General features: G+C 56.7%; 13 protein-coding genes. 1 reads left to right on the top strand and 12 read right to left on the bottom strand.

What is annotated here, in order from left to right:
* Nucleotides 1–100: 100 nt before the first annotated feature.
* The 12 genes from phoU to alr all read right to left on the bottom strand — a co-directional run bounded on the left by phoU (nt 101) and on the right by alr (nt 10,832).
* Nucleotides 101–835 (bottom strand): phosphate signaling complex protein PhoU, encoded by a 735-nt coding sequence (phoU, locus tag LNA76_RS12510; RefSeq protein ID WP_009461659.1) that lies wholly within the window; start codon nt 833–835, stop codon nt 101–103.
* Nucleotides 836–922: 87 nt separating this feature from the next.
* The gene (gene rpiA / locus LNA76_RS12505; protein ID WP_094196031.1) at nt 923–1,606 is read right to left on the bottom strand and encodes a ribose-5-phosphate isomerase RpiA; all 684 of its coding nucleotides are present in this window, start codon (nt 1,604–1,606) and stop codon (nt 923–925) included.
* Between the two features lie 39 nt (nt 1,607–1,645).
* The gene (locus tag LNA76_RS12500; protein ID WP_230019194.1) at nt 1,646–1,990 is read right to left on the bottom strand and encodes a Spx/MgsR family RNA polymerase-binding regulatory protein; all 345 of its coding nucleotides are present in this window, start codon (nt 1,988–1,990) and stop codon (nt 1,646–1,648) included.
* A 27-nt stretch (nt 1,991–2,017) separates the two neighbouring features.
* Entirely contained in the window at nt 2,018–2,824 is an 807-nt protein-coding gene (locus LNA76_RS12495; protein ID WP_121738480.1) for an ABC transporter permease subunit, read from the bottom strand.
* Nucleotides 2,824–3,741: an ABC transporter permease subunit gene (locus tag LNA76_RS12490; RefSeq protein WP_108727887.1), complete on the bottom strand. Its 918-nt coding sequence runs from the start codon at nt 3,739–3,741 to the stop codon at nt 2,824–2,826. The genes LNA76_RS12495 and LNA76_RS12490 overlap by 1 nt, the downstream gene beginning before the upstream one ends.
* The gene (locus LNA76_RS12485; protein ID WP_094196027.1) at nt 3,738–4,868 is read right to left on the bottom strand and encodes an ABC transporter ATP-binding protein; all 1,131 of its coding nucleotides are present in this window, start codon (nt 4,866–4,868) and stop codon (nt 3,738–3,740) included. Before LNA76_RS12485 ends, LNA76_RS12490 begins: the two co-directional genes overlap by 4 nt.
* A 5-nt stretch (nt 4,869–4,873) precedes the next feature.
* A complete protein-coding gene (locus tag LNA76_RS12480) occupies nt 4,874–5,980 on the bottom strand; it encodes a polyamine ABC transporter substrate-binding protein (RefSeq protein WP_094196026.1) in 1,107 nt (368 codons plus the stop codon).
* Between the two features lie 77 nt (nt 5,981–6,057).
* The gene (locus tag LNA76_RS12475; RefSeq protein ID WP_094196025.1) at nt 6,058–6,777 is read right to left on the bottom strand and encodes a 3-deoxy-D-manno-octulosonic acid kinase; all 720 of its coding nucleotides are present in this window, start codon (nt 6,775–6,777) and stop codon (nt 6,058–6,060) included.
* 9 nt (nt 6,778–6,786) lie between these two features.
* Entirely contained in the window at nt 6,787–7,566 is a 780-nt protein-coding gene (locus LNA76_RS12470; RefSeq protein WP_094196024.1) for a sulfite exporter TauE/SafE family protein, read from the bottom strand.
* 5 nt (nt 7,567–7,571) lie between these two features.
* The gene (radA, locus tag LNA76_RS12465) at nt 7,572–8,957 is read right to left on the bottom strand and encodes a DNA repair protein RadA (RefSeq protein WP_094196023.1); all 1,386 of its coding nucleotides are present in this window, start codon (nt 8,955–8,957) and stop codon (nt 7,572–7,574) included.
* 9 nt (nt 8,958–8,966) lie between these two features.
* Nucleotides 8,967–9,683, bottom strand: coding sequence for an SDR family oxidoreductase (locus LNA76_RS12460; protein WP_094196022.1), 717 nt, complete (start codon nt 9,681–9,683; stop codon nt 8,967–8,969).
* 18 nt (nt 9,684–9,701) lie between these two features.
* The gene (gene alr / locus LNA76_RS12455; protein WP_108727889.1) at nt 9,702–10,832 is read right to left on the bottom strand and encodes an alanine racemase; all 1,131 of its coding nucleotides are present in this window, start codon (nt 10,830–10,832) and stop codon (nt 9,702–9,704) included.
* A gap of 70 nt (nt 10,833–10,902) precedes the next feature.
* On the opposite strand from alr, the gene hpnC reads away from it, so the two are divergent.
* Nucleotides 10,903–11,763, top strand: a complete 861-nt coding sequence (gene hpnC / locus LNA76_RS12450; protein ID WP_094196020.1) for a squalene synthase HpnC — start codon at nt 10,903–10,905, stop codon at nt 11,761–11,763.
* Nucleotides 11,764–11,768 lie beyond the last annotated feature (5 nt).

The raw sequence follows: 11,768 nt of genomic DNA, 5'->3' as shown, positions 1-11,768 counted from the left end.
CGCCGTCCCGCTAAAAACCGGCTGCTTTTCACGGCGCTGAAAGCAAACAAGCCTTGCATGAAAGCATGCAAGGCTTGAAGCAAGAAGGCCGGGATCAGAATCAGGCTTTGTCTTCAGACTCTGGCTCGGGCAAAGGCTCGCCGCGTGCCGTGCGCTCGGTATTTTTCACACCAGTGTGACGCACATCGTCACCGCGCACCATGTAGATTACACGTTCAGCCATGTTCTTGGCGTGGTCACCAATGCGCTCCAGCGCACGGGCAATAAAGATCAGGTCAATAGAGTGCGAGATCGTACGTGGGTCTTCAATCATGTACGTGATGATGTGACGCAGCGAACCCTTCCACTCACGATCCACTTCCTTGTCACTGCGTACAATCTGTGCCGCGTGCACGGCATCCTGACGGGCAAAGGCGTCCAGCACGTCGTTGATCATGCCAGCCACCGAGGAGCTCATGTGACGCAGTTCGACCACCGGCTCATAGCCTGCGGTACCTTCGTGCAAACGGCGCGCCATCTTGGCGATGCGCTCGGCCTCGTCCCCACAGCGTTCCATGTCGGTCAGCATTTTGGAGATGGACAACAACATGCGCAAGTCAATGGCGGTGGGCTGATTACGGGCGATCAAGTTGGTGATGCGCTCGTCAATCTCCACCTCCAGGCGGTTGATTTCTTTTTCACGCTCGCGAACCTGGTCAACCAGCGACATATCCCCGGTTTGCAGGGCTTCGGTCGCACTGCGAACCATAGATTCAACAATACCGCCCATCTGCAAGAACAGCGAACGGGTGGCCTCCAGATCGGAGTGAAACTGCTTATTGGTATGTTCGTTCATAGTGGCCTTCTTTAACAGCAAAATGGCTCGCGCCAGCGCTTAATCCGTATATAGATTAAGCACCGATTATGACAGAGACATTAAATTTCAGAAACCGTCGCCAGACAGAGTACGCACACCTTGTTGACCGGCAATCAAGGCCACGCTGGCCGGGGCAATAGCGAACAGACCGCAACATACCACACCGGGCATATTGTTGATGCGCGCTTCCAAAGCGGCCGGGTCTTCAATGGACAAGCCGGACACGTCCAGAATCAGACCGCCGTTATCGGTGACAAAACCCGCACGCTCGACGGGATTACCGCCCAGGGCACGCAACTGACGGGCGACCGCATTTTTGGCCATGGGGATGACTTCCACCGGCAAGGGAAACGCACCCAGCCGATCCACCAATTTAGAGTCGTCCACAATACACAAAAACTTGTCCGAGACTGACGCCACAATTTTCTCGCGAGTCAGTGCGCCACCACCACCTTTGGTCATGTTCAGGGCAGCGTCGATTTCGTCAGCACCATCGACATACCAGTCCATGCGTTCGATGGTGTTTAAGTCTTGCACGTCAATACCCAGACTTTGCAGGCGAGCGGTCGAGCGTTCCGAGCTGGAAGCTGCAGCCTTGAAGGCATGCTTGTGCGCCGCCAGGGCATCAATAAACAGATCAACCGTGGAACCCGTACCCACACCCAGAATCGAATCAGGAGTCAGGAAAGGAAGGACGTATTCAACGGCGGCCTGAGCCACCTGTTGTTTGAGTTCGGACTGTGTGTACATGGCAGATATAAAAATCGGGGGGCTGGGCCCCCCTTTGGTTTACTTGAGAAAACGAGCAGCAAATTTGCCTTCGTTAAAGCCCACGCTGACTTCACCCTCGGGCGTAATCAGCAAGGGACGGCGTACCAGGGCAGGAAACTCGGCAATCAAGGCCAGCCATTGGGCATCGTCCTGCGGTTCTTTACGTTCCGCCGGCAGACTACGCCAGGTCATGGAAGCGCGGTTGACCAGTTTGGGCCAACCGCCCAGCTCCTGCGCCCATTGTTGCAAACGGGCCGCTTCCAAGGGATGTTCGCGGTAATCCACAAAGGTCAACGACAGACCATTTTGCTCAAACCAGGCCATCGCCTTTTGGCAGGTGCTGCAGTTTTTCAAACCATACATCGTGAACACGGCAAGACTCCTTATCAATCAGGCGCGACGCTCGCGGCGTGCCTGCAAGCGATTGGCGACGATCACAAAAATACCGATCACCAAAATCAGCAGGGTTGCCAGGGCGTTGATCTCGGGCTTGAGCCCCAGACGGACACGCGAAAAAACTTCCACCGGCAAGGTGGTAAAACCCGGGCCAGACAGGAAAGAGGCAATCACCACATCGTCCAGCGACAAGGTAAAAGCCAGCAACCAGGCCGCCATCAAGGACGGCACGATCGAAGGCAACACAACCTGGAAAAACGCTCGTAAGGGAGTCGCCCCCAGATCCAGCGCCGCCTCTTCCTGAGAACGGTCCAGCTCACGCATGCGCGATTGCAGAATTACAGTGGCATAGGCGGTACACAGCACCACGTGCCCGATCCAGATCGTGAAAATACCGTTCTGTTCCGGCCAGCCAAACAAGGAGTTCAGCTCCACAAACATGAGCAGCAAGGAAATGCCCAATACAACTTCCGGGATGACCAACGGTGCGCTGACCAAGCCGATATACAGCGCAAACCCCTTGAAGCGGCCCATACGAGCCAGCACATAGGCAGCCCAGGTGCCCAAAATCGTGGCCATGGTGGCCGTCAACACAGCAATCAGAAAAGACAGCTTGGCAGCACTGAGCAAGGCCCTGTCCTGAAATAGGGATTCGTACCAGCGCAAAGAAAAGCCCGACCAAGACGTCATGATGGCCGATTCATTAAATGAAAAGACGATCAGGAACAGAATCGGTATGTATAGAAAACCGAAGCCCAGTGTCAGGACCAGGGCACGCAACCAGGGATTAGGCTTGGTCATCAGCGGCCTCCCCGTTGCGTTTGCATTTGTCGCATCTGGCTGTACTGGAAAAAGATCAAAGGAATGATCAGCAGCAAGACCATCACGCAAGTCACGGCAGCGGCCATGGGCCAGTCTGCATTATTGAAGAACTCGGTCCACATGACGCGGCCCATCATCAAGGTATCGGCACCACCCAGCATTTCCGGGATCACGTACTCGCCCACTGCCGGGATGAACACCAGCATGGCACCAGCAATCACGCCGGACATGGACATGGGAAAAGTGATGTGCCAGAACGCCGACCAGGGACGGGCGCCCAGATCATAAGCCGCTTCCAGCATGCGCATATCCAATTTGACCAGATTCGCATACAAGGGCAGGATGAAAAACGGCAGATAGGCGTAGATCAAACCGATATAAACAGCCAGGTCGGTGCGGTAAATTTCCAAAGGCGCATCAATAATGCCTATCCACAGCAAGACCTGATTGAGCAGGCCATCGCCGCGCAAAATGCCTACCCAGGCATAGACGCGCAGCAGCATGGAGGTCCAGAATGGCAAAATCACCGCCAGCAAGAGCAGGCTACGCACAGCCGGTGCAGAGCGCGCAATGTAGTAGGCCACCGGGTAGCCGATCAAAATACAAAAGATCGTGGTGACAGCGGCCATCTTCAGGGAACTGACGTAGGTCGCCAAATACAGATTATCGCTGAACAGCAGGATATAGCCGCGCAGGTTCAGGACAAAGGAAATGCTTTCCTCGGCAAACTGGGCCAAGGGCGTATACGGTGGCACCCCGAAATCAAGATCGGCAAAACTGATCTTGAGCACGAGCAAAAACGGCACCAGCAGAAACAGAATCATCCACAAGAATGTGGGCGCGACCACCAGCGTGCGACTGGTGGGCAGCAGTTTGCGCCAGGACAGGTTCTTCATGTGCTCAGTACCGTTGCGCTATCGTCGGACCAGGACACGTAGACTTCTTCATCCACACCCGGAGCATCAGGTTGAGCCAAGGTGCCGCTAGGCATTTGCGCTTCGATCAACATGCCGGCATCCAGACGAATCTGATAGCGGGTGTAACTGCCCATCCAGGATACGTGGGTCACAATGCCGTGGCCCCAGTTGGTATCCTCCGAGGGCAATTCGCGGCCCACCTTGATCTGCTCGGGACGAACGGACACGTAGACGTCCATACCCAGCGGTTCGCTGATCCCGTGACTGACATACAAGGGCCGGTTCAACTCCTCACATTCAATGTGAACATGATCCGGCTCGTCCACCGTCACCACGCCAGTGAACAAATTGGTGGAGCCGATAAAGCCCGCCACAAAGCGCGAATTCGGAAAGGAGTACACATCGTAAGGCGTACCAGACTGGATGATCTGCCCATCGGACATCACCGCCAGCCGGTTGGCCATCGTCATGGCCTCTTCCTGATCGTGAGTGACCATAATGCAGGTCACCCCCACGCGCTCCAGAATCTTGACCAGCTCGATCTGCGTTTTCTGACGAATCTGCTTATCCAGAGCCGACATGGGCTCATCCAGCAAAAGCAGTTTGGGGCGTTTGACCAGGCTACGCGCCAGGGCTACACGCTGTTGTTGCCCACCCGACAACTGATTGGGTTTGCGGCGCGAAAAGCCCGCCATCTGCACCAGGTCCAGCGCCTCGAACACGCGCTCGTGGATCTCATTGCGGGGCACCCCCTCTTGCTTTAGGCCAAACGCCACATTGGCCTCGACCGACATGTGCGGAAACAGTGCGTAAGACTGGAACATCATATTGACTGGCCGCCGATAAGGCGGCAGGTCAGTAATGTCCTCGTTGTCCAAGTAAATCCGACCGGAAGTCGGCTCCTCAAACCCTGCCAGCATGCGCAGCAAGGTGGACTTGCCACTGCCCGAACTGCCCAGCAGCGCAAAAATCTCGTGACGAGCCACGTCCAGACTTACCGACTGGACGGCCACCGTGTCGCCGAAAATCTTGACGACTTCGTCCACACGCACAAAAGCATCCTCGCCATCCATCCAGGGCGAGGTTCCGGTACGGATATCTTGCATGATGCCTAGCGTCCAGACTTGAGTTCAGCCCACAGGCGCGTTTGCAGGCGCTGCACTTTCAATGGCTGAGGTTTGATCACGAATAAGGTCTTGGAGACTTCAGACGAGGGGTAAATCATAGGGTTGTCGGCCACTTCCTTGACCACGAACTTGCGCGCCTCTTTATTGGCGTTCGGGTAGAACATGGTGTTAGTAATGGCGGCATGAACCTCTGGTGTTTCAATGTAATTGATAAAGGCGTGGGCCTCTTTCACATTGTTCGCGCCCTTGGGAATAGCCATGGTGTCGAACCAGATAGGTGCCCCACCTTGCGGAATGTAGTAGTCGATGGCATACGGTTTTTTCGCCTGACGCGCACGGTCAGCCGAAATCATCACATCGCCCGAGAAACCGTAGACCATGCACAAATCACCCGCAGCCAGTTCGTCGATATATCCCGAGGAGCTGAACTGACGCACGTAAGGACGAATGGTCTTGAGCAGATCCAAGGCCTCGCGGTAGTCCGCTTCGTTGCTGCTGTTGGGGTCTTTGCCAATGTAGTGCAGCACGGCGGGAAATACTTGGGCGGCTTCGTCCAGGATGGAAATGCCACAGCCTTTCAGCTTCTCGGCATTTTCCGGTTTGAACAGCATGTCCCAGTTGCCCAGGTCCACCTGTTCACCCATGATTTCTTTGACTTTGGTGACGTTGTAACCCAAGCCATTGGTGCCGTAGCCCCACGGGATCAGATACTCGTTGCCAGGGTCCACATCCGAGAGCAAGGCCATGATGTCCGGGTCCAGATTGGACCAATTGGGGATCTGGCTTTTATCCAGCTTCTGGAACAAACCACCTTCGATCTGACGCGCAGCATAATGCGTGGAAGGAACCACCACGTCGTACCCTGATTTGCCCGTCAACAACTTGGCTTGCAAGGTGTCGTTATTATCGTAAACGTCATAACGCACGGTAATGCCTGTGGCTTCCTGAAAGCCAGACAAGGTATCGGGGGCCGTGTACTCAGCCCAGTTATAAACGTTAACAACCTGATTTTGTGCCTGTGCAACAGGCATGATGGCAGCAGCGGCCAGCAGGCCGGCGAGTACCTGTGGTGTGTTCATCCCAAAAGACATCACGAGTCCCCTTCCTATCGAAAGCGAAAAACCCAAAAGGCGAGATGATAAAGCTTTTTTAAAGCCCGTAGTCGTAATTAACGCTGCGTTTGGTGACGGTAAGCAGAAAACATCTGCTGCCACCACCTATCGCCACGCGGCCCACACACTTTGAGCAAAGATCGCCTGAGACGGTGCACATTACCCAGCGCCTGGGCGGGGCTGACAGGCCCCTGTCGTGCACGGTCAAAATCGATCAGCCAGACTTTGTCATTCGCATCCAGCAAAATATTGTAGGCGTTCAGGTCAGCATGCCAAACCTCGAATTGGTGCATGCGGACAATCTCGCGCGCCACTAGCTCAGGGCAGGCGCGATCCAGACACAAAGTCAAAGGCTGCACATCGGGCACCCGCCGGCTTATCAGGGCCGCACGGTACCAAAAACCCTGTCGCCACCACGCCCCTGCCAGCACCTCGGGAACAGCCAAACCCTTGTTGTGCAAATAAGACATCACTTGAAACTCTCGCCAACTGCGGGTATTGGATGCACCTTGCCAGAGATAGGCGGAATCATTGAAGCGAGCCACCAGACCACCACGACGATAATGACGTAATACGGCCTGACCAAAAGGGCCATTAACAAACCAGGCAGCCTGACGGCCGCCCTGCCCGACTTTGCTGGCCTGATCGCCATAGGAGGCCGCCTCGAACCAGCGTTGCAAGGCCGCCGGTTCCAGATCCAGTTGATTGGCCAACGCCGGCGCCAACAAGGCACCGCCACCGGGCAAAGCATAGACAGTTTCGGAATGGGTGCTCACAGCAGCTCCTCAGGCACGAACCAGCAACAAGGTCACGATCAGTACCAGCATGCAGGCAAAAATAAACTTCAGACGATTCTCAGGCAGGCGATAGGCCAGACGCACACCAAACGGCACCAGCATCAAGCTGCCTATCGCCATCGGTATCCCGATCTGCCAGGTTGCTTGGCCATGAAAAGCATAGGTCGCCAAGGCAACCAGCGTACCGGGAATAATCATGGACAGCGCCAAGCCTTGCGCACCTGTCTGGCTATAACCCATGCGACTGGTCAGAAAAGGCACTACCAGCACCGCACCGCCCACACCAAATACGCCCCCGGCCAAGCCCGCCATCATGCCTACCGCGATATACCACAATTGGCCAAACGACTCCGGGTCCGGACGCGGCTTGTCAATGCGACGACGCCGCCGGGAAAAACCCAAACTCTGGTCGAAATAATACAGGGCAATGGCCATCACAAATACAGAGTAAATGCGACGCAGCAAGACCGCATCCATACCCAAGGCCAGACGCGCCCCCAGCCAGGTAAAGATGATGGAAGAAACCGCCCCCAGAGCAGCCCGGCGGAAATCAATATGATTGCGGCGATGATACTGACGCACGGTCAGCAGCACCGCTGGCACCACCATGATCAAGGCCGTCCCCTGAGCGGTTTGCTGATCCATGTCCAGAATCAGGCCCAGCAGCGGAATGGCCAGCAAACCACCGCCTATCCCCAGCACGCCACCGGCGTAGCCAATAAGCGCACCTCCCAGCAAACAAGCCAGGATCAACTCAAGATTTAACATGGCAATTACAGGTTGCGCAGACGATCGACGGCGTCCTCGACCCGATCTACCGCCCAGATTTCCAAGCCTTCAATCGCCTGGCGCGGGGCATTGCTCTTGGGAATCAGCGCGATGCTGAAACCCAGCTTGGCCGCTTCGCGCAAACGCTCCTGACCGCGCGGGGCCGGACGAATTTCACCGGCCAGGCCAATTTCCCCGAACACCACCAAACCGCGTGGCAAGGGACGGTTATTGAGGGAAGACAAAATAGCCAGCAGCACAGCCAGGTCGGCGGCTGGCTCAGTAATCTTGACACCCCCCACGGCATTAACAAACACGTCCTGGTCGTACGTAACCACACCTGCGTGGCGGTGCATCACGGCCAGCAACATGGCCAAACGGGAGCTTTCCAGGCCCACAGACAAGCGGCGCGGATTAGGTACATGTGCTGTATCCACCAGGGCCTGAATTTCCACCAGCAAAGGCCGTGTGCCTTCCTGAGTGGCCATGACGCAGGAACCGGCGACCGACTGGGAATGCTGCGACAAGAACAGAGCCGACGGATTGCTGACCCCTTTCAAACCCTTTTCCGTCATGGCGAACACGCCCAGCTCATTGACCGCGCCAAAGCGGTTCTTGAATGCCCGCACCATGCGAAAGGACGAATGCGTGTCGCCCTCGAAATACAGCACGGTATCCACAATGTGCTCCAGCACTCGTGGCCCGGCCAGCGTCCCGTCTTTAGTGACGTGACCGATAAAAATCATGGAGGTGCCGCTTTGCTTGGCCAAGCGGGTGAGTTGTGCTGCACATTCGCGCACCTGCGACACCGAGCCTGGAGCCGCACTGAGCTGATCGGAATACAGGGTTTGAATCGAGTCGATCACCACCACACTGGGTTGATGCGACTGCAAAGCCTGGCTGATGGATTCCAGACGAATTTCAGCCAGCAGATCCACGCCTTCAGTAGGCACACCTAGACGGCGAGCACGCAAGGCGACCTGTTCGGCGGACTCTTCGCCCGTCACATACAGCACTTTGGTTTGCTGGGCCAAGGCTGCCATGGCTTGTAGCAGCAACGTCGACTTACCGACTCCGGGATCGCCCCCAATCAGGATGACGCCCCCTTCCACCAACCCTCCGCCCAGGACACGATCGAACTCGCCTATGCCGGTAGGCACACGTGGCAATTCCCGTGCCTGTACCTCTGAAAGACTTTGAACCGGGCTGGAACCGGCCAGGGAAGCGAAACGGTGAGCACTGGCCGCCGCCGGTGTCTCCACCGTTTCCTGCAAGCTGTTCCACGCCCCACAGGCAGGACATTTGCCTGCCCACTTAGGTGTATCTGCCCCGCACTCTGTGCAAACAAATACAACTTTGGCCTTGCGGGCCGCACGAGTACTGGTGGCCATAGAAATTCCTTAACGTCCGCCCAGACTGCCACCGCCATCCACGCCCAGATTCTGGCCGGTGATATAAGCGGCTTCATCGCTAAGCAGAAAAGTAACCGCCGCAGCCACTTCCGCGGCCTGCCCAAACCGCCCCAAGGGAATGGAGGACAGGCTGCGTTGTTCGGCTTCGCTGCCGACGGGATGATTGGCACGGAACAATTCGGTTTCGATCGGACCAGGAGAGACCGCATTGACGGTAATGCCGTAAGGGGCCAGTTCCAGCGCCCAGGTGCGGGTACAACCCAGCAAAGCACTTTTGGCCGCGGCATAGCTGGTGCGGTCGGCACCGCCGTGCACGACACGACTGCAAATATTGACGATGCGACCTTCCTTGCGCGCTTTCATCGAGGGGATGAACGCCTGGGCCACTTGCACCGCCACACGCACATTCAGGTCAAACACCTGATAGAGGTTGCCCAGGTCCACCTGACCAATGGGCTCGGGTGCGACCATACCCACATTGTTCACCACCGCATCAACGGGGTATTTTTCGCGGATAACGCGCAGCATTTCCTCGGTTTCGCCTGCATTGCTCAAATCGCAGGAGTACAGATAACCGGGGAAATCAATATTCTCCGTGTGACGGGCCAGACCCACCACGTGGGCCCCGGCATCGGCCAGCCTTTGGCTGATTGCCCAGCCGATTCCTTTGGTAGCACCGGTAACGAGTACACATTTATTCTTCATGGCTATGCCTTATGGGTGTTAATCCTGGATGAAGCGCGGCACGCGTGGCGCGACCGCACAAATCAATTCGTAGCCCAGGGTTCCCGCTGCTGCGGCAACTTCATCCACACTGGGCCCGCCTTGACCGAACAACACCGCCTGGCTGCCTACTCCGGCGGCGGGCACCGGGGTCAGGTCTACTGCCAACATGTCCATGGAGACACGGCCAAGCAAACGGGTACGTACACCATTGACGGTAATAGGGGTGCCGGTTCCCGCATGGCGCGGGTAACCATCGGCATAGCCGCAAGCCACCACGCCAATGCGCATGGCCCGCTCGGCAAGATAGGTATGGCCGTAACCAATGCCCTCGCCCTGCTTGACGCCGCGCACACTGATGATTTCTGCAGCCAGCGTCATGCCGGGCTGCAAACCAAAATCATCGGCACTGCTCTCTGCAAAGGGGGAGCTGCCGTACAGGCAGATACCGGGACGTACCCAGTGATCCGGGCCGGAGGGCATGTACGCCCCCAGGTCGGGGCTTAAAGTCGCGGCAGAATTGCACACACTGACCGGGCCGGGCAAACCGTCGGTAATCCGGTTAAAGCAGCGAATCTGCTCCAGCGTGGCGTCGATATTGTCATCGGCGCGCGCAAAGTGCGTCATGCGCCCAACCGTGCCCAGCTTGCCTGCTTTTTGCAGACGCTGGGCGCGCTCGAACGCGGCAGGGTAATCGTCCACGCTGAAACCCAGGCGGTTCATGCCGCTATTGAGCTTGACCATGGCATTCAAGGCTACCCCGCCTTTCCACTGCTCCAGCATCTTGAGCTGCTCGTGGCAATGGATGACGGTGGTCAGACCGAACTCGGCCAGCACCTCCAGATCTTCTGGCTGAAAAAAACCTTCCAGCAACATGATAGGGCCGGTCCAACCGGCAGCCCGACAGCGTATGGCCTCTTTTAAATCCAGCATCGCCATGCCTTCGGCGGCACTGAAAGCCCGCACCGCATTTTCGATGTCATGACCGTAAGCATTGGCCTTCATGACGGCCCAGATATGAGGCCGTTTTACACCCGATGGAGCCGTAGCGTTATTCAGGCTCTGAATAACCATATCGAGATTGTGACGCAGTGACGCAATATGAATGGTGGCCGAGATAGGACGTGGCATGGTTCTCCCCGAAGCAATACGAAAGTCTAAACCAGCCCTAGTGGAAACGAAAGCCGTATACTGGCGGACTATGTCTATCGAGCACTATGAAAACTTCCCTGTCGCCTCTGTGCTGCTACCTCGTCGGCTACGCCGACCGGTCACCGATATTTATCGTTTTGCCCGCAGCGCCGACGACATTGCCGATGAAGGCGATTTAAGCGCTGCCGAGCGCCTGGAACTGCTGGCGCAGTTCGAAGCCGGAATAGAACAACTGCAATATCACCAGCCCGTCCTGGCCGATACCCCGCACAGCGAAATTTTTGTCCCTTTGGCCAGCAGCATCAGCAACTTCCAATTGCCGCTCAAGCCTTTTTTGGACCTGCTGTCTGCGTTTCGCCAGGACGTGACCACCCACCGCTATCGCGATATGGCACAGGTTCTGGATTACTGTACCCGCTCGGCCAACCCTGTTGGCCGCTTGATGCTGCATCTGTATCAAGCTCACAGCCCAGAGCTGATCGAGCTGGCCGACTCCACCTGTACGGGGCTGCAACTGGTTAATTTCTGGCAGGACGTGGCACTGGACTGGCACAAGAACCGTGTCTATATCCCGCAAGACCTGCTGGCCCAATATGATCTGGATGACGATTACATCCAGGCCCGCACGCAGTTGCTGCGTCAGCCCGAGGCCGATGCACGCTGGCAGGAAATGATGCAACTGCTGGTGACCGATGCCCGTCAGCGCCTGCAAGCCGGACTGCTGCTGTCCTCCCACCTGTCCGGGCGCATCAGCCTGGAATTGAAAATGATGGTACTGGGCGGCCTGCGTATTCTGGAACGCCTGGAAGCGGTAAAGTTTGATGTCTTTAGCCATCGCCCCACCCTGTCCCGCCTGGACTGGCTACGCCTGATTACCCGCGGCCTGAGCCGTACCTCTTACCGACCCTGAACGTC

This window comes from Alcaligenes sp. MMA, from assembly GCF_020907215.1.
Taxonomy (GTDB): Bacteria; Pseudomonadota; Gammaproteobacteria; order Burkholderiales; family Burkholderiaceae_B; genus Alcaligenes; species Alcaligenes aquatilis.
The sequence above is the reverse complement of the archived record's forward strand: the minus strand, read 5'-3'. Positions and strand labels throughout refer to the sequence as shown.

Bases quoted from the DNA above. Each gene is read 5' to 3' on its own strand.
- phoU (WP_009461659.1), bottom strand. From the start codon at position 835: ATGAACGAACATACCAATAAGCAGTTTCACTCCGATCTGGAGGCCACC.
- rpiA (WP_094196031.1), bottom strand. From the start codon at position 1,606: ATGTACACACAGTCCGAACTCAAACAACAGGTGGCTCAGGCCGCCGTT.
- LNA76_RS12500 (WP_230019194.1), bottom strand. From the start codon at position 1,990: ATGTATGGTTTGAAAAACTGCAGCACCTGCCAAAAGGCGATGGCCTGG.
- LNA76_RS12495 (WP_121738480.1), bottom strand. From the start codon at position 2,824: ATGACCAAGCCTAATCCCTGGTTGCGTGCCCTGGTCCTGACACTGGGC.
- LNA76_RS12490 (WP_108727887.1), bottom strand. From the start codon at position 3,741: ATGAAGAACCTGTCCTGGCGCAAACTGCTGCCCACCAGTCGCACGCTG.
- LNA76_RS12485 (WP_094196027.1), bottom strand. From the start codon at position 4,868: ATGCAAGATATCCGTACCGGAACCTCGCCCTGGATGGATGGCGAGGAT.
- LNA76_RS12480 (WP_094196026.1), bottom strand. From the start codon at position 5,980: ATGTCTTTTGGGATGAACACACCACAGGTACTCGCCGGCCTGCTGGCC.
- LNA76_RS12470 (WP_094196024.1), bottom strand. From the start codon at position 7,566: ATGTTAAATCTTGAGTTGATCCTGGCTTGTTTGCTGGGAGGTGCGCTT.
- radA (WP_094196023.1), bottom strand. From the start codon at position 8,957: ATGGCCACCAGTACTCGTGCGGCCCGCAAGGCCAAAGTTGTATTTGTT.
- LNA76_RS12460 (WP_094196022.1), bottom strand. From the start codon at position 9,683: ATGAAGAATAAATGTGTACTCGTTACCGGTGCTACCAAAGGAATCGGC.
- alr (WP_108727889.1), bottom strand. From the start codon at position 10,832: ATGCCACGTCCTATCTCGGCCACCATTCATATTGCGTCACTGCGTCAC.
- hpnC (WP_094196020.1), top strand. From the start codon at position 10,903: ATGTCTATCGAGCACTATGAAAACTTCCCTGTCGCCTCTGTGCTGCTA.